Annotated in this window: 17 protein-coding genes; 6 read left to right on the top strand and 11 right to left on the bottom strand. The window is 70.0% G+C overall.

Annotation, left to right across the window (positions count from 1 at the left end):
* Nucleotides 1-144: 144 nt before the first annotated feature.
* From JOL79_RS31335 to JOL79_RS31325, 3 genes are read right to left on the bottom strand one after another with little or no spacing between them, the layout of a single operon-like run.
* Nucleotides 145-441, bottom strand: a complete 297-nt coding sequence (locus JOL79_RS31335) for an antibiotic biosynthesis monooxygenase family protein (protein WP_210159545.1) — start codon at nucleotides 439-441, stop codon at nucleotides 145-147.
* On the bottom strand, nucleotides 438-755 hold the full coding sequence (locus JOL79_RS31330; protein WP_210159544.1) for an antibiotic biosynthesis monooxygenase family protein: 318 nt from the start codon (nucleotides 753-755) through the stop codon (nucleotides 438-440). Before JOL79_RS31330 ends, JOL79_RS31335 begins: the two co-directional genes overlap by 4 nt.
* 2 nt (nucleotides 756-757) lie before the next feature.
* Nucleotides 758-1,477 carry an SDR family NAD(P)-dependent oxidoreductase gene (locus JOL79_RS31325; protein WP_210159543.1) on the bottom strand — a complete coding sequence of 240 codons (720 nt, stop codon included), beginning with the start codon at nucleotides 1,475-1,477 and terminating at the stop codon, nucleotides 758-760.
* A gap of 120 nt (nucleotides 1,478-1,597) precedes the next feature.
* On the opposite strand from JOL79_RS31325, the gene JOL79_RS31320 reads away from it, so the two are divergent.
* The 6 genes from JOL79_RS31320 (at nucleotide 1,598) to JOL79_RS31295 (ending at nucleotide 6,069) form a co-directional block, all read left to right on the top strand.
* Nucleotides 1,598-1,972, top strand: coding sequence for a SchA/CurD-like domain-containing protein (locus tag JOL79_RS31320; protein ID WP_210159542.1), 375 nt, complete (start codon nucleotides 1,598-1,600; stop codon nucleotides 1,970-1,972).
* Nucleotides 1,969-2,703 carry an SDR family oxidoreductase gene (locus JOL79_RS31315; protein WP_210159541.1) on the top strand — a complete coding sequence of 245 codons (735 nt, stop codon included), beginning with the start codon at nucleotides 1,969-1,971 and terminating at the stop codon, nucleotides 2,701-2,703. The genes JOL79_RS31320 and JOL79_RS31315 overlap by 4 nt, the downstream gene beginning before the upstream one ends.
* Nucleotides 2,703-3,638 (top strand): amidohydrolase family protein, encoded by a 936-nt coding sequence (locus tag JOL79_RS31310; protein WP_210159540.1) that lies wholly within the window; start codon nucleotides 2,703-2,705, stop codon nucleotides 3,636-3,638. The genes JOL79_RS31315 and JOL79_RS31310 overlap by 1 nt, the downstream gene beginning before the upstream one ends.
* Nucleotides 3,638-3,973, top strand: coding sequence for an antibiotic biosynthesis monooxygenase family protein (locus JOL79_RS31305; RefSeq protein ID WP_210159539.1), 336 nt, complete (start codon nucleotides 3,638-3,640; stop codon nucleotides 3,971-3,973). The genes JOL79_RS31310 and JOL79_RS31305 overlap by 1 nt, the downstream gene beginning before the upstream one ends.
* 419 nt (nucleotides 3,974-4,392) lie before the next feature.
* Nucleotides 4,393-5,199: a sensor histidine kinase gene (locus JOL79_RS31300; RefSeq protein ID WP_210159538.1), complete on the top strand. Its 807-nt coding sequence runs from the start codon at nucleotides 4,393-4,395 to the stop codon at nucleotides 5,197-5,199.
* A gap of 135 nt (nucleotides 5,200-5,334) precedes the next feature.
* On the top strand, nucleotides 5,335-6,069 hold the full coding sequence (locus JOL79_RS31295; protein ID WP_210159537.1) for a response regulator: 735 nt from the start codon (nucleotides 5,335-5,337) through the stop codon (nucleotides 6,067-6,069).
* Nucleotides 6,070-6,126: 57 nt separating this feature from the next.
* On the opposite strand, the gene JOL79_RS31290 is transcribed toward JOL79_RS31295, so the two are convergent.
* From JOL79_RS31290 to JOL79_RS31255, 8 genes are all read right to left on the bottom strand, one after another.
* On the bottom strand, nucleotides 6,127-7,335 hold the full coding sequence (locus JOL79_RS31290) for an ABC transporter permease (protein ID WP_210159536.1): 1,209 nt from the start codon (nucleotides 7,333-7,335) through the stop codon (nucleotides 6,127-6,129).
* Nucleotides 7,332-8,009, bottom strand: coding sequence for an ABC transporter ATP-binding protein (locus JOL79_RS31285; protein ID WP_210159535.1), 678 nt, complete (start codon nucleotides 8,007-8,009; stop codon nucleotides 7,332-7,334). Before JOL79_RS31285 ends, JOL79_RS31290 begins: the two co-directional genes overlap by 4 nt.
* Nucleotides 8,006-9,091 (bottom strand): peptidoglycan-binding protein, encoded by a 1,086-nt coding sequence (locus JOL79_RS31280; protein ID WP_210159534.1) that lies wholly within the window; start codon nucleotides 9,089-9,091, stop codon nucleotides 8,006-8,008. The genes JOL79_RS31285 and JOL79_RS31280 overlap by 4 nt, the downstream gene beginning before the upstream one ends.
* Nucleotides 9,088-9,645: a hypothetical protein gene (locus JOL79_RS31275; RefSeq protein WP_210159533.1), complete on the bottom strand. Its 558-nt coding sequence runs from the start codon at nucleotides 9,643-9,645 to the stop codon at nucleotides 9,088-9,090. Before JOL79_RS31275 ends, JOL79_RS31280 begins: the two co-directional genes overlap by 4 nt.
* Nucleotides 9,646-9,759: 114 nt before the next feature.
* Nucleotides 9,760-11,220 carry a sensor histidine kinase gene (locus tag JOL79_RS31270; RefSeq protein ID WP_210159532.1) on the bottom strand — a complete coding sequence of 487 codons (1,461 nt, stop codon included), beginning with the start codon at nucleotides 11,218-11,220 and terminating at the stop codon, nucleotides 9,760-9,762.
* 4 nt (nucleotides 11,221-11,224) lie between these two features.
* Nucleotides 11,225-13,111 (bottom strand): multicopper oxidase family protein, encoded by a 1,887-nt coding sequence (locus tag JOL79_RS31265; protein WP_210159531.1) that lies wholly within the window; start codon nucleotides 13,109-13,111, stop codon nucleotides 11,225-11,227.
* A gap of 84 nt (nucleotides 13,112-13,195) precedes the next feature.
* A complete protein-coding gene (locus JOL79_RS31260) occupies nucleotides 13,196-15,088 on the bottom strand; it encodes a multicopper oxidase family protein (RefSeq protein WP_210159530.1) in 1,893 nt (630 codons plus the stop codon).
* A gap of 96 nt (nucleotides 15,089-15,184) precedes the next feature.
* The gene (locus tag JOL79_RS31255; protein ID WP_210159529.1) at nucleotides 15,185-15,571 is read right to left on the bottom strand and encodes a hypothetical protein; all 387 of its coding nucleotides are present in this window, start codon (nucleotides 15,569-15,571) and stop codon (nucleotides 15,185-15,187) included.
* Nucleotides 15,572-15,678: the final 107 nt, after the last annotated feature.

Raw genomic sequence — 15,678 nt, 5'->3', positions numbered from 1 at the left:
CCTTCTCCGCCACCCGCACCATCACAATGGAGTCCTTGCCGCCGGAAAACAGCAGACAGGGACGCTCGAACTCGGCCGCGACCTCACGCATGATGTGGATCGCCTCGGCTTCGAGCACGTCGAGCTGGGATACCGCGTTCGTCGTCACCGGTACGCCGCCACCACCTCGACGAGCTCGAACGCCCTCCCGCCCGCGGAATCGTGGTACGGGCGGAGGGGCTGGGTAGTCGCCTTGTGATCGGGTCCGCGCTCCCAGGTGTCGAACGCCTCACGGCTCGTCCACTCACTGGAGACGACGAACGCGCGGGAGTCTCCGATGTCGCGCCACAGCTCACTGCCCAGCAGGCCGGGGGTGCCCTGCAGTTTCCGGCTGATGGTGTGGAAAGCCGCGCCGATCTCGTCCTCGGAGCCCCGGTAACGGAGCAGCACCCGCACCGTCATGCCGTCTCCTTGCCCAGGTGGCCCACGACGTGCATCGTCGCGATCGTGGCGCTGGCCCGGTAGGGGTGGAGTTTGGCCCGGTGCTCGCCGTGCTCCCAGCTCTCCTCGAACTCCCGGAAGTGCTTCTCGTCGACCCAGTCGCTGTTGATGTAGTAGACCCCCTTCTCGTCCGCGCTGCGCAACAGCCAGTGGCCGAGGTTCGCCGGGTGGTCGGTGACCGCGGCCCCGACCGCTCGCCAGGCCTGTTCGAACTCCTCCTCCACGCCGGGGTGGATGTGCATGGTGAGCACAACACGGAAACCGGGCTCCGTCATGATCAGGTCCCTCCGTCCACGTTCAGGGTCTCGCCGGTGATGTACGCGGCCAGGTCACTGGCCAGGAAGGTGACGACGTTCGCGATCTCCTCGGGCCGTCCCAGGCGTCCCAGGCTCACGATCGCCTCATAGTGCTTGAGCCGGTCGGCCGGAATGTCCATCGTCTGGATGATCCCTGGCTGGACGACGTTGACCCGTATGCCTCGCGGCCCGAGTTCCTTGCAGAGCGTGCGGCTCAGACCGACAAGACCGGCCTTGGACGCGGTGTAGTGGGCCCGCAGGGGCATCCCCACGGTGGCCACCTTCGAGCCGACGAACACGACCGACGAGCCGCCGGTCAGCAGCGGCAGCGCTCTCTGGGTCACCGCGAAGGCTGCGGTGAGGTTGGTGTCGACGATCCGCTGCCACTCCTCTAGGGACAGCTCGTGAAAGGGGACGTGGGAGATGACGCCGGCGTTGTTGACGAGGATGTCCAGGTGCGGCCCGCACTCGCCGATCAGGCGGGCCACGTCGTCGGGGCGGCTGACGTCCGCCTGGACGAAGCGGTGATCGCCGCCTGTGAGCCGCAGCTCCCGGGACAGGGTTTCGACCGGCTCGCCCCCCTGCCGGTGGCAGACGACGACGTCGGCTCCGGCCTCGGCGAGGGCGCGGACGCAGGCTCGGCCGATGCCACGGGTGCCGCCCGTCACCAGGGCCCTCTTTCCAGTCAGCTTGATCTGCATGTCTCCTGTCTAACGGCGCTGTCTACCGCCGTACGGCTGTCGCCTCCCCCGGAGAGGGGAGGGGCGAATCGGTACGGCGGTGGGAAGACCGGCCACCGGGAGACCACCGAGGCTGTGGCCATGGGAAACTTGCAGCGTCTCGCCATCATGTTCAGGATCAAGCCCGGCACCGAGGACAAGGTCAAGGACCTGCTGGCCAACTACTCCGCCCCGGAGTACGTGGCCGCCGACGGCACCCGGATGGTCAGCACCTCGGTCTTCATGAAGGGCCAGACCGTCGTCCGGATGATCGAGATCGACGGGAACGTGCCCGCTCTCATGGCCCACCTGTCCCAGGACCCCAACATCCAGCACGTGGAGCTGGAGCTCGACAAATACGTGGTGGAGGAGGACCGGCGGGATGCCAGCACTCCTGAGGGCGCCCGGGAGTTCTTCTTCCGGATGGGCATGGAGCACGTCACCACCCGTCGCGCGCCGGCCGGGGCGACGGCGTGAGCGAGTCGCCGGTCCTGCTGCTCACCGGGGCCACCGGCCCGGTGGGCGAGGCGGTCGCCGCGCTCTTGGCCAAGCGCGGCGACCGGCTCCTGCTCACGGGCAGAAACACCGACCGGCTCGCGCAACTGGAGCGCACCTACGGGACGCCCGGACAGGTCGAGACCTTCGCCGCGGACGTCACAACGGCGGAGGGGGCGACCGCCGCCGCCGATCAGGCAGAGCACAGGTTCGGCCGGCTCGACGGGCTCATCCACATGATCGGGAGCTTCCAGGCCGGGCCGAGCCCGATCATCGACCACGGGCGTCTGCTCGCGGTCAACTTCCTGTCGGCGGTGCACGCCACGCACGCCGTGCTGCCCCGCCTTGGCAACGGCGGGCGGCTGGTCTACTTCGGCTCGCCGCTCGCCCAGGAACCCCTCGCCTTTCTGGGCGGATACGCGGCGGCGAAGGCGGCGCTCCTCGCGTGGGTGCGCGCGCTCTCACACGAGGTGAAGGACCGCGGCGTGCACGCGAACGCCATCGTGATGACGATGGCCGACACACCGGAAGCGCGGCGCGACCGGCCGCACGCCGACTTCGGCCAGGCCGTGACGCCTGACCAGGTGGCGCGCGTGGTCGCCTTCCTCACCGGCGAGGCGTCCGACGGGGTCTACGGCGCACTGGTCCCGGTGATGGGCAAGTTCGGGTTCAGTTCGGCGCTGGCGGGCCCCCCGCCCGGAAAGAGACCATGATGTTCGTCGACGTGCACGGACACCTCGCCCCACCGAACGAGGGGCGAGGAGGGCCTCCGGGACTGCATGACCCGGAGGCCATGATCGAGGGCAAGCTCGCCCGGGGTATCGGTAGGACGATCATCGGGAGCCCGGTGGGCGCGGGGTCCATGCTGCCGGGCACCGGCGCGGCGAACTACCGGCAGAGCGCCGACCAGGTGCGGGCGCACAACGAGGCACTCGGCGAGCTGGTCAGGGCTTACCCCGGGCATCTCAGGGCGTACGCCTACCTCGACCCCTTCGGCGGCGACAAGCAGCTCCAGCAGGCCGCCGAGCTCGTGGCGGAGCCGGAATTCGTCGGGCTGATCGTGAACACCAGTGTGGAGGGACGGTATCTCAGCTCGCCCCGCGCCGACGACTTCTTCGCCTTCGTGGCCGAGCTGAAGGTCCCCGTTCTGTTGCATCCTCCGGCAGAGCCCGTGGGCACGGAGAGCATCCTGGATCTCGGACCCGGCGTGGTCGAGCACGTGGCCCGCCTGAACGACGTCACGATGGGTCTCGCCGCCCTCATCTGCGCGGGCCGGCTGGCCCGCGATCCGGACCTGCGGCTGATCGCACCGGCCGGGGGCGGCGGACTCTCCTGTCTCGGTGCGAAGCTCGACCTCGCGGTGGCGCCGCGGCCGGGCCGGGAGACCGCTGAGCCGTGGTCTCGCGGTGTGCGGCCCAGCGATCACCTGCGCAGAATCCTGGTCGACACCTCCTGTCCCAGCCCCGGCCAGCTGCGGCAGAACCTGGAGGTGTTCGGCTCACGGAACGTCCTGTTCGGTACCGACGCGCCGCCGCTGATGAGCGAGCTGGACTCAATCGTCGGCCTGGTCTCCGAGGTCGTCACCAGTGACACCGATCTGGCCCGGATCGCCCGAGAGAACGCCGAACGTGTCTTCGGGGAGTGGTGATGGCAGTCGCGGGGCGGCTGCGCGCGGTGCTGACCTTCACCGTGCGGCCGGGGGACGCGGAGGAGTTCGAGAACGCCTGGCGTGAGGTGGCCGACTGGACGCGGGCCTGGCCGGGCTGCATCCGGCAGACGCTGAGCCTGGCCGGTGCAGCCGACGAGGAAATCGTCTACGTGATTACTTCGGACTGGAGCGACGAGTCCTCGTTCCGGTCATTCGAACGCAGCGAGGAGCAGGACGTGGTCACCGCCGGGCTGCGCAGGCTCCGGCGGAGCTCCCGGATGGAGCTTCAGCGGGTGGTGGCCGAGCGTCTCGCCGCCGGAGTTCCCCCCATTTGAGCACGGGGCCGAAAATACTTTCGGCCCCGTGTTGTAGATTTCCTATTTAGCCGCGCCATGCGGCATTAATGCCAGTCTCTTTGCTATATCCCTTTAGTGCACTACACTGACTAAGTGCCTTTACAGGACTAAGCGGGGATTGAAACATTGTCGTAACGTGCGGTGTGGTCGACCTGGATGTGGAGTTCTGGTCCCGTCCGAGTCCCGCACCGTAAGGCGTCCGGACGCGGACGCGACCTTCCACTGGCACTTCCTCTCTGGGGCATCTGAGCGCCGATCTGTCGACCCATGGAGCATCTCAGGCACCTGCCATCTGGAGGACATCGGCCGTAACAGATCATGGTCGCGCGAGCATCGTCCTGTCGCGCTCTGACGTGGCCGACCTCGCCGGCGAGTGAAGACGGGGGTGAGAGGCGTCGATGCACAGCATCGCCGGGACGCCGAATACTGGAGGAATTTTCAGCTGGTACGGGGTGCTTCATGCGCTTATTTCCGGTATCTCGATCGGAATAATCGCCACGCTGGTCGTGGGAGCGGCGCTGCGACGATGGCGGCGCACCGAGGCGACGCACCATGCCGTGCTGCGCGAGCGGCGCCGGATCGCCCGGGAACTGCACGACACCGTCGGTCACGGGTTACTGGTCATCGCGATGCAGATGCGCAGGTTGGCCACGACGGGGCCGCAGGCCGAGTCGGCCACCGCCGCGGTCGAGCAGATCGTCCAGGAGATCCTGACCGACGTCAGGTCAATCGTCGGGTCATTGCGCCGTACACCTGCACCCGCCTCCGTGGAGGAGGCGCCCCTCTCGGCGCGGGTGGCCACGCTCATCGCCCAGTTGGGCGAGGGGGACCAGCCGATCCACCTCACTCTTTCCGGCACAGAGCGGCGGCTGCCGCCCTCGATCCACACGGCCGCGCTACGCGTCGTGCAGGAAGGACTCACCAACGCGCTCAAGCACGACGGCCGCCATTCCATCCGGATCTCGCTCGTTTTCGGGGGGCAGCTCACGATCAGGGTCGTCAACGGCTCGGGAGGGCTGCTCTCCTTCATGCCGCCTGTGGACGGCCACGGCCTGCTCGGTCTGCGCGAGCTGGTCATCGGCGAGGGCGGCGAGTTCGCCTGCGGCCCGCTGACGGACGGGTTCCTCATCCGGGCCGCGCTGCCCATGCCCGGCCCGACAGACCAGGGCATCGACGACGCCTCCTCCCCCTGTCGCTGTTTGTGAGCGGCAGGGGACGCCGGGGGCCTGGGGCACTCATGGTCAGGGATTGGTCAGGCGGCCTTCAGGAAACGCGGCGACGATGAATTCGGCTCTTCATTGTGGGTGCAAGGACAGGTCCGAGCGACGCAAGGAGCAATGATGGACTCCAACCCCATCCGACTGCTTATCGCCGACGATCAGCCGCTCGTCAGGAGCGGGCTTCGCGCGACCTTCGACCCCGTGGCTGACCTGCGGGTCGTGGGAGAGGCCCACAACGGGAGGGAGGCAGTGCGGCTGTGCCGGGCGCTGCGCCCGGATGTCGTGCTCATGGACGTGAACATGCCGCAGATGGGCGGCATAGAGGCGACCTGGAACATACTCGCGGCGGAGTGGTCCGCGAGCGTCAAAGTCCTGATCTTGTCGATGTACGACCGCGATGAGTACGTGTTCGAGGCTCTGCGGGCGGGTGCCAGCGGTTTCGTGCTGAAGGACACTCCCACGGAGGGCTTGGTGGACGCGGTCCGCACCGTCGCCACCGGGGACGCGCTGCTGGCCCCTTCTGTCACTCGCCGCCTTATTGAGGAGTTCGCCCGGCGGCCCGTGTTGTCGCCGTCCGCCGCGCCCGAACTGGTCGGCCTCACCGATCGGGAGCTCGACGTCTTCCGGCTGCTGGTGCGCGGTTATCGAAACGAAGACATGGCGCAGATGCTCAGACTTGGGCAGAGCACCGTGAAATCGCACGTGCAGCACCTCTATCAGAAGTTGGGAGTCCGTGACCGCGTCCAGGTGGTGATCTACGCCTACGAACACGGTCTGGTGCAGCCGGGTCAGGTCGCCCCCGCGGAAGACATACCGATGCCGCAGCGGGTCGGCTCCTACGGCGGCAGGGCCTGATCTTAGGGGCGTGGCCGGCCCCGGGCGGTGATCAGACCCGGGGCCGGTCACGCACCCTCACGTGCTCGCCAACGCCACGGTCGGCGAGAGCCGCGACGCCCGGACCGCCGGGTAGATGCCGGCGATCACTCCGATGACGAGCGTCGCCCCCATTCCTCCGGCGAAGGCCCACGGCGGCACCACGGCCGGGAACCGGTTCGTGGCCGCGTAGGCGAAGGTGACGGCCGCCCCGAGGACCGCGCCCACGGCCCCGCCGAGCCCGGACAGCAGCAGCGACTCGGTCAGGAACTGCAGCCGGATCTGGCCCCTGGTGGCGCCGATAGCGCGCCGCCGGCCGATCTCCCTGCGCCGTTCCAGCACCGAAATGATCATGGTGTTCGCGATGCCGACGCCGCCCACCAGGAGGGCGACCGCGCCCAGGCCGAGCAGCAGATCGGTGAACGCCCCCGCCGCCGCCGTCCGCGCAGCGAGCGCGTCGGAGGGACGGCTGACCTCCACCTCCTCGGGGTTCTCCGGGTTGACCGTCCGGGCCAGAACCGCCGCCACGTCGGCGACCGCGGCGTCGGACGAGCGCTCATAAATCATGGTCGGATGGCCGTCGAAGCCGAGCAGCGTCCGCGCCGCGGGCCAGCCGACCAGCGCGCTGCGATCGATCTCGGGCGCCAGGTCGAGGGAGCCCAGAACGCCCACGACCGTGAACCAGCGCCGATCCACCCAGACCTGGGCCCCGGCCTGTGTGATGCCCAGCCGCTGCGCCGAGACCGCGCCGAGGACCATCGTCGGATAGCGCTCGGTCGCCGTGTTCAGCCAGCTCCCGCTGACCACCGCGCCCTGCAGGGTGGTCAGCAGATCGAGCGTGGTGGCCCGTACGGAGATCCCTGAGGTCTGGTCGGCAGGGATCTTGTCGGTCCGTCTGACCGTGGCCGAGATCGCGCCGGTGGCGCTCACCGCGTTGACCGGTGCGATGCCGCGCACCATGTCGATCGACTGGACCGGCAGCTTGGCGTTGTCGCCGAAGACGCTCTGGCCCGGCTTGACCGTCAGCAGGTTGGTGCCGAGCCGGTCGAGCTGCCGGAGCAGCTCCGCCTGGCTGGACGAGGAGATGCCGACGACCGCGATCATGGTCGCGATACCGATCGCGATGCCGAGCGCCGACAGGACGACCCGGGCGGGCCGGTTGCGCAGGCCGGCCGCGCCGACCCGCAGGACGTCGCCGGGGCTGAGCCTGGCGGAGGTCAACACCTCCGCCGTGACGTCGCTCGTCACAGGTCACTCCCCTCGGAGAGCACGACGCCGTCCCGGACCCGGATCCGGCGCTCGGCCGCCTCCGCGACCTCCGCGTCATGCGTGATGATCACGACGGTGGTCCCCGCGTCGTGCAGATCGTGCAGGAGTTTGAGCACCTCGGTCCCCGCCGCGGAGTCGAGGTTGCCGGTCGGCTCGTCGGCCAGGAGCAGCGGCGGCTCGCCGACCACCGCGCGGGCCACGGCCACGCGCTGCTGCTCCCCACCCGACATCTGGTAGGGCCGGTGGTCGAGCCGGTGTCCCAGCCCCACACGTTCCAGCGCCTTCACCGCCCGCCGGCGGCGTTCCCGCAGAGCGACCCCGGCGTACAGGAGGCCGTCGGCCACGTTGTCGACCGCGGACAGGCCGGGTGACAGGTGGAACTGCTGGAACACGAAACCGATCCGGCGGGCCCGCAGCGCGGAGAGCCTGCGGTCGGACAGGGCGCCCACGTCGTGGCCCACGATCTCCACCTTGCCCGAGGTGGGCCGGTCGAGGGTCCCCATGATGTGCAGGAGGGTGGACTTGCCCGATCCGGAGGGGCCGATGATGGACACCATCTCACCCGCCTTGATCTGGAGCGACACGCCCTTCAGGGCCGTCACCGAGCCTCCGTAGCGTTTCACCACGTCCTTCAGGTCGACGACGGGGCTCATGACCGCGGCACCCCGACCTTCGTACCCTCAGTCAGCCCGCCGCCGCTCACCTCGACCTGGCCTGCCGCGAAGATCCCGATCTCGACGGGCACCAGCCTGACCGTCTCGCCCTGCACGACCTGGACCCCGTATCCGCCCTCGCGGAGCGCCAGCAGCGCCTCGACGGGCACCGACAGCACGTTCTCGCGCCGCTCGCTCTCCAGGCTCACGCTGACCGGGGCCTGGTCCAGGCCGCCCGCCTTCTTGGCGTCGGTCAGTTTGATCTCGATCGTGATGGTGGCGTTCTGCGGGTCTGCCTGCTGTCCGCTCGAGCTCGGGAGCTGCGCCACAGTGCCCACATCGGTGATCTTCCCGGTGGCCGAGGCTCCCCCCGGCAGTTCGACCGTCACCTTGGCGCCCTTGCGGGCCAGCTGCTGGTCGGCGACGTCGAGGTCGACACGGACGACCTGCGTGGTCCCCGTGACCGTCAGCACCGGCTTGCCGGACCGCGCCTTGTCCCCGGTGACGCCGCCGACCTTCTTGACCCGCACCTTCCCCCGCAGGAAGACGACGTCGGCCGCGGTCACCGTCGCGGTCTCCTCCAGCCCCTTGTCGTCCTGCCACTCCAGGACCCGGTCGGCGGTGATCGAGCTGAAGTGGTCGTCGACGGTCAGGCCGTCGCCGTAGCCGAGCGCCTTGAGGTTCCTCTCCAGTTGCAGCACGTCCGGGCCGTCCGACACCCCGTACTGGAGTGTGCGATAGATGGGGGTGGTGCCGTACATGAGAACGACCGGCCGGCGGTCCACCTTGTAGAGCGTGCCGCCCCGGCCGATCACGGCTCCCTCCGCGGGCAGCCACGTCAGCGTGCCGGAGACACCGTTGGGCACGGTGCGCTCACCGGCGTACCCCAGGGTGCCGGAGACCGTCTGGTGGTCGACGAGGTCGCCGCGCTTCACCGTCGCGGTGGCCGGGGGACGCGTGCCGGCCGCCGGGGCCGGGGTGCCGGAGCTGGACAGAGCGAGGCCGCCGGACAGCACGAGAACCACCGCCACGCCTCCCACGGCCAGCGCCGAGACGACGGCGAGAACCGCCCCGCGCCTCATCGGGAGCCTCCCCACGTGCCCGAGGAGGGCAGCTTGCTCTTGCAGGCGTCCGCGGCCTCCTGGTAGTGCGGGGCCTTCCGGTCGATCTTTCCGTTGAACGTGACCCCGCCGGTCTCGTCGAGCACGGGATCGGGGAAGTCCTGCACGCCGTTCTCACGCATGCACTTGGCGAGTTCGAGGAACCTGTCGAGGGCGGCGGTCCCGCTGACGTTGCCCTGGCCGCCCCCCGCGGCCTGCAAATAGGAGCGGCAGGCCTGCTGGGCCCGTTGCAGCGTCTGCGAGTTCACCCCGCCCTGCGGGATGAGCGGGCCGGTCGTCGTTCCCGGATCACTGACGGACACGCCGTTCTGGCGCATACACCCGGCCCACTTCACCAAGGCGTCCTGCTGGTTCATGCTCGCGCTGGGAGAGGCCGAGGGGGCGGCGTCGCCTCCCTTCTGGAGTGACGCGACCCCCGGCTGCTCCTGGGTGGCCGAGCAACCGGACAGGACGGCCGTCAGGGCCGCGGTCAGACAGAGTGCGCCGAGGCTGAGAGCGGCGCGGTGGGGGAACACCTCAGATCACCTCCGCCCGAAGGACCCTCGCCTTCGAGTACGAGACCAATCTGGGCGGCGAAGCTGACCAGGGCAGGCGGGCGACCTGACCGCTCCCCGACCGTTTCCGGTTCCCTACGTCTCCGGTTCGAGCGGGAGCAGCACCCGGAACGTCGCGCCCCGCCCCGGGGCGGTGTCGAGCTCGACGCTTCCGTTGTGCGCGTCGACCAGGGCGGAGACGATGGCGAGCCCGAGACCGCTGCCGCGCGAACGGGCGGGATCGACCTGGTAGAAGCGTTCGAAGACCCGCTCGGCCTGCTCCGCCGTCAGCCCGGGGCCGTGGTCGGCGACCTCGATCACCGCCGCCGGGGCCTCCCGCAGCACGGCGCTGCGCAGCCGTACCTCGACGGGGGCGTCGCCGGGGGTGTGCCTCAGCGCGTTGCTCAGCAGATTGTCCAGGACCTGGCGCAGCCGCACCTCGTCTCCGAGCACCTGGTAGGCGGTGTCCGCCCGGACGTCCAGGTCCACCTTGCGGTCGGGCGCGGCCGCGCGGGTCTCGTGCGTCGCGTCGAGCACGAGCCGGAGCAGGTCGAGCGGCCTGCGGTCGAGCGGCCGCCGCTGATCGAGCCGGGCGAGCAGCAGCAGGTCCTCCACCAGCAGGCTCATCCGTCCGGCGGCTCGCTCGATCCGGTCGACCAGCCACGCGCCGTGGCCCGGGTCGTTCCGGTAGAGCTGGGCGAAGCCGCGGATAGCGGTCAGCGGCGTGCGCAGCTCGTGGCCGGCGTCGGCGACGAACTGCCGCAGCAGGCCCTCGGAACGGGCGCGGGCCCGGAACGCGGACTCGATCTGGCCGAGCATCGTGTTGAGCGCCGTGGTCAGACTGCCCACCTCAGTCCGTGGATCATGATCGGGGACGCGCTGGGACAGGTTGCCGGCGGCGATCGTCCGCGCGGTCCGCTCCATCTGAGCCAGGGGCAGCAGGCTGGCCCGCACGATCAGCGCGCCCGCGGCGACCACGGCCACGAGCACGACGACGCCCAGCGCCAGCTCGATCAGGAGCAGGTCGTCGAGCGTGGCGCCGACCTCCGCCAGGCTCGTCGCCACCAGGAGGTCGGTCTCCCCCGAGCCGAGGGCGACCAGCACCATCCGCCAGTGCCCGGCCCCGGCCTGGTCAGGAACGGTGAACGGAGTCCGCCGCGGTGAGGCCATCGTCCGCGCGTCGATCCGGGGGCCGGGGACCGTGATGTCCTCCAGCGGCGTGCTGGCCAGCAGCGTGCCGTCCGGCCTGCGCACCTGGGCGAGGATGTCACTCGGCAACCGCGCCGTGATCGTGTGGCTTCCGTCGGCGGCCGCCGCCAGCTCGGCCCCGGGGCCGCCGCCCTGCCAGCCGCCCTGCACCCGGTTCACGGTCTGCTGGGCCACCGAGACGAGCTGCTCGTCCACCCGGTCGACGAGGTGCCGCCGCATCAGGATCTGGCTGGCCCCCGCGAGAGTGACCAGCGACGCCACCGCGATCAGCACGACGGTGGCGACGAGCTTGGTCCGCAGAGGAGTCCGGGCGGAGAGCCGCCGGACACTGCCCGGAGAGAAGCCCATGGTGTCAATGCTGCAGCATCATGACTTCGTGCGGCATGACGACGAACGGCCGCATCATGTGCATCTCGTGTTCGAGGATGTGGCAGTGGTAGACAAACCTCCCGGGGTGGTCGAACCGCGCCGCCACCGTCACGAGCTGGCCGCCCGTGACCGTGACGACGTCCTTCCAGCCCTGCTCCCACGCGGGCAGGGGCTCCTCCGCGACCTGCTTGAGGGGGGTCGTGGTGCCGCCGGTGGAGTCGTTGTATCCGCCGCGGTCGATCCGCGCCCGGCTGAGCACCTGGAAGGCGGTCCCGTGGATGTGCATCGGATGGACCTCCCGGGTCAGGCCGAGGAAGTGCCACGTCTCCCACTGCCCGCGCGCGGCCACGGCTCCCGTCCGGTCCTCGTACGCCTGCGCGGCCCGGCGGAGGGTCCGTACCTGCCCGTCCGCCAAGCTGATCTGGATGATGCCCGGACCTGGCACGGCCACTTGCGCGGGATCGACCTCCTCCATCTCCCACATCGTGTTGACGGGCTGGTCGGGTGAGGCCCCGGGCGGCGGGATCACCACCCATCGCCGCTGCGCGTCCGCCGGCACGTCGGCCGGCGTCATGCGGCGGAAGGAGGAGGACGAGGACGGGCGCGGCGGGGCGAACGCGACGGGAGATCCTCCGCCCACGCGGAACTGCATCACGTCCGGCTCGGGGACGCCGCCGTCCGGGTCCGGCGTGCCGGGGGCGACGCCCGGTGAGACGTTGACCAGGCGGAGCCTGCGGTCGCGGTGGCGGCTGAAGTCGATGACCAGGTCGGCCCGTTCCGCCGCGGCGAGGGGAATGGCGTCCGCCGGAGTCACCGGCGCGCCGAGCAGGCCCTGGTCGGTGCCGACCAGACGTACCGCGTCCATGGCGGGCTCGCCGTTCTCGTCGAGCAGCATCAACCGGAACGTCCGGTAGTTGGAGACGTTGGCGATCCGGAAGCGGTAGGCCCTGGGCTTGACCTTCAGGTAGGGCCAGATAACCCCGTTCACCATCGTGTACGGCCCGGTGAACTCGCTGGTGACCTTGGGCTCGGGGCGGCGCAGGACGACCTTGTTCAGCAGCCGGCCCGTCGGCCGTCCGCTCGCGTCGGTGTCGAGGTTCCTGTCGCACAACATGAGCGGGATCTCGTAGTCGCCCGATGGCAGGCCGAGAGCGTCCTCCTCCTTGGGATCGCGGATGAGGTAGAACCCGGCCAGTCCCGCCATGATCGTGTAGCGGGTCAGGTGCATGGCGTGGTCGTGGTACCACAGGGTCGCGGCCCGCTGGTCGTTCGGATACTCCGACAACTGGGCCGCACCGGGTAGCACCGCGTTCTCGGCCCAGCCGTCGTTGCCGCCGCCCGTGTGGGCGCCGTGCAGGTGGACGGCGGTCCACGGCGGTATCGCCGCCAGGGCCTCGACCGGATCCGCGCCGTCGCGTCCCGGGTGGTTCTTCGGCGGGTCGCCGTCCCCGGCGGGGACCTCCACGGCGACCAGGGGGATGGCGCCGCTCAGCTCGTTCTGCCAGGTGACGCGGACGAGCCGGCCACGGGGAACCTCGATGGTCGGGCCGGGGAAGTGGCCGTCGAACGTCCACATCGGCACCTCGGGCAGCTGCGAGTGCACCCGCACCCGGGCGGGGCGGAGCCGTATCGTCAGGCCCGCCCCGTCGCCCCGGGGCCGTCGTACGGGAGGGATGCGCAGCGGGTCGGCGAACTTGTCCAGCCCCAGTGCCGGCGCGGGCGCGGGTGACGGAGCCCGGACTGCCGGCGCGGTGGCCGACACGGGGGCGTCCGGGCTCCGCCACGACTCGGCGCCGACGACGACCGCGGTGGCGCCCACGACCGCGGTCTGCAGTATCCGGCGCCGGATGACATCGGGGTCTCTGCTCATGCCGCCCATGGGATCAAGTGCGGCTCCTCGCGCTCTGGCCGGTGACTGACCGTTTCCTGACCGGTCGTCGCGCCTGACGCGTCGTCAGTGGTGGCCTTCGCCGAGGGCCATGGTCATGTGCGGCGTCACGATCAGCGGCCGCATCATGTGGTTCTCGTGCTCCAGGGTGTGGCAGTGGTACACGCCGCGGCCAGGGTGGCGGAACCGCACCGCGATGGTGACCATCTCACCGTTGGAACCGCGGTGCCCGGCGACTCGGATCAGGTCCTTCTCGCCCTGCTCGTGCGGTTCCAGGCGGTCCGGGCCGACGTACGCGACCGGCTTGGTCGTGGCCCGCGCGGCCTGGCTGAACCCGCTGACGTCGTAGACGTCCCTGGCCAGCACCTGAAACGAGGTCAGATGCAGGTGGATCGGGTGCGGCGGGCCGCCCAGGTTGATGATCCGCCAGACCTCCCACTGGTCGAGCATGATGTCGAAGGCCGAACCGTCGGCGTACGCACCGGTCACGCGTCTGAAGGTGCGCACTGTGCCGTCGGCGGTCTTGATCTGGATGACTCCGTCGGAGGGAACGGTCACCGTGTTCGGGTCGACCTCCTCCATCTCCCACATCTCCGGCGCCTTGGGCGCCCCCGGCGGAGTAAGCACGATCCACCGCTGCGGCGCGTCCGCAGGCACGTCCGCCGCGGTGATCCGCCGGAACGACCGGGAGAGCGCGGCCGGCGGGCTGAAGTCGTCTCTGGCCCTGCCGCTGGAGACGCGGAACTGCATGACATCGGGTTCGAGCATGTTGTTGGAGGTGTCGGGCGCGCCGGGGTCCACCTCCGGACGGGTGTTGATGAGCTTCAGTGTGGCCCCGGCGAACGCGGCGAAATTCACCAGCACGTCCACGCGCTCGGCCGGGGAGAGGATCAGCGGGCCGTCCACCGCCGCGGGCGCGCCGAGGAACCCCTGATCCGTGCTCACCACGGTGAACGCCTTGGGCACCACCTGCTTGTTCTCGTCGAACAGCACCAGCCGGTAGACGCGCGAGCTGCACATGTTGACCAGGCGGAGCCGGTACCACCCGGGCTCCACCTCCAGATATGGCCAGATAGTCCCGTTCACGAGGTTGTACGGCCCGACGAAGGGCGCCACCACCTCACGCTGGCTGACTTTCTCGATCTTGTGCAGGAGCTGGCCGGTCAGCTTTCCCGCAGGGTCGAGCTCGAAGTTTCGGTCGCTAAGGATCAGTGGAATCAGGCGGTCGCCGCGAGGCAGGCGCAGATCGTCCTCCTCATCGCTGCGGACCACGTACATGCCGGAGAGCCCGGCCAGGATGTTGAAGCGGGTGACGTGGTGCGCGTGATCGTGATACCAGAGAACCGGGGCGAGCAGGTCGTTCGGGTAGGTCACGACCTGGGTCCGCCCGGGGGCCATCACGTTCTCCATCCACCCGTCGTCACCCCCGCCGGTGAGCATGCCGTGCAGGTGGACCACGTTCCAGGGGGTCAGGTCGGCGACCATCGGCACGACCGCGCAGCCCGCCGAGCCCGGATAGTTGGTGAGCGGATCGGTGTCCCGGCCCGGAGCGGTCTCCACGTAGTCGACTGCTTTGATCGGGATGGTGCCGCCGAGCTGGTTCTCCCAGGCGATCCTGACCGGTTGCCCGCGGCGCACCTCGATCGTCGGGCCTGGATAGTGTCCCTCGTAGGTCCACATCCGGGTGGGGGGCAGCCGCGAGTGGAGTCTGACCTCGGCCGGTGTCATGGTCACCGTCAGCTCGCCGGTGGAACGGCCGGGGCGCGGCCGGAGGACCGGCGGGATCCGCAGGCGATCGGTGAACTTGGGGAGTATGAGCCGCTCAGGTGAGGGTTCGGGGCCGCCGGAGGCGACCGCGGCGTTCGAGCCGGCACCGAGCCGGCTTCCGGCCAGGCCGGCGACCCCGGCGACCACGACACTTTCCAGGAACGTGCGTCTGGCGATTCCATCGAAGGGCATGGCGATCACGGTAGATATCGCCCTTGGGCGGGTCTTCCGCCCGCGGGATGAGAGCCTCCGTCATCACCGGGGATGATCGGCCGGACGGACGGGCGATCAGCCGCCCCCGCCCTGCCGGCCCTTCCACGCTCCCCCGCCGCCCGGCGGGGTCAGCGTTATGCCCTTGGCCTCACATGCCTTCTTGGCCGTACGGAACTTCGGATCCTGCCAGTTCATCTGCCCCCCGAAGCCGATCTCGCCATCCGACTCGACCACGGGGTCGGGCATGTTGAACCCCTCCCCCCTCATGCACTGGGCGAACTTCTTGTTGTTGTCCAACGTCTGGGCGTCCTTGGCCGACACGGACGGGGCCGTACCGGCCTGCGCCGGCGGCGCACTCACCGAACTCGCGGGCGTCTCCTGAGCCTGCGAGGTCATGGCGCAGGCCGTCAGCCCCGTCATCGACAGGGTGGCCAGGACCAGCCCGGCGCGGCGGAACAGCATCGTCGGTCACCTCCGTTTGGGATGCGTGAGATCACCGTTACGAGCGAAGCTGACCGCTCGGCGACGTCCGTCCTGACGATTGGCTGACCGTCCGGGGCTCCCGGCGG

The sequence above is a fragment of the Microbispora oryzae genome (assembly GCF_017896165.1).
GTDB lineage: Bacteria > Actinomycetota > Actinomycetes > Streptosporangiales > Streptosporangiaceae > Microbispora > Microbispora oryzae.
Note: the sequence above shows the minus strand (reverse complement) of the source record. Positions and strands in the feature narration are given on the sequence as shown.

Bases quoted from the DNA above. Each gene is read 5' to 3' on its own strand.
- JOL79_RS31335 (WP_210159545.1), bottom strand. From the start codon at position 441: ATGACGGTGCGGGTGCTGCTCCGTTACCGGGGCTCCGAGGACGAGATC.
- JOL79_RS31330 (WP_210159544.1), bottom strand. From the start codon at position 755: ATGACGGAGCCCGGTTTCCGTGTTGTGCTCACCATGCACATCCACCCC.
- JOL79_RS31325 (WP_210159543.1), bottom strand. From the start codon at position 1,477: ATGCAGATCAAGCTGACTGGAAAGAGGGCCCTGGTGACGGGCGGCACC.
- JOL79_RS31320 (WP_210159542.1), top strand. From the start codon at position 1,598: ATGGGAAACTTGCAGCGTCTCGCCATCATGTTCAGGATCAAGCCCGGC.
- JOL79_RS31310 (WP_210159540.1), top strand. From the start codon at position 2,703: ATGTTCGTCGACGTGCACGGACACCTCGCCCCACCGAACGAGGGGCGA.
- JOL79_RS31305 (WP_210159539.1), top strand. From the start codon at position 3,638: ATGGCAGTCGCGGGGCGGCTGCGCGCGGTGCTGACCTTCACCGTGCGG.
- JOL79_RS31300 (WP_210159538.1), top strand. From the start codon at position 4,393: ATGCACAGCATCGCCGGGACGCCGAATACTGGAGGAATTTTCAGCTGG.
- JOL79_RS31295 (WP_210159537.1), top strand. From the start codon at position 5,335: ATGGACTCCAACCCCATCCGACTGCTTATCGCCGACGATCAGCCGCTC.
- JOL79_RS31285 (WP_210159535.1), bottom strand. From the start codon at position 8,009: ATGAGCCCCGTCGTCGACCTGAAGGACGTGGTGAAACGCTACGGAGGC.
- JOL79_RS31280 (WP_210159534.1), bottom strand. From the start codon at position 9,091: ATGAGGCGCGGGGCGGTTCTCGCCGTCGTCTCGGCGCTGGCCGTGGGA.
- JOL79_RS31270 (WP_210159532.1), bottom strand. From the start codon at position 11,220: ATGGGCTTCTCTCCGGGCAGTGTCCGGCGGCTCTCCGCCCGGACTCCT.
- JOL79_RS31265 (WP_210159531.1), bottom strand. From the start codon at position 13,111: ATGAGCAGAGACCCCGATGTCATCCGGCGCCGGATACTGCAGACCGCG.
- JOL79_RS31260 (WP_210159530.1), bottom strand. From the start codon at position 15,088: ATGCCCTTCGATGGAATCGCCAGACGCACGTTCCTGGAAAGTGTCGTG.
- JOL79_RS31255 (WP_210159529.1), bottom strand. From the start codon at position 15,571: ATGCTGTTCCGCCGCGCCGGGCTGGTCCTGGCCACCCTGTCGATGACG.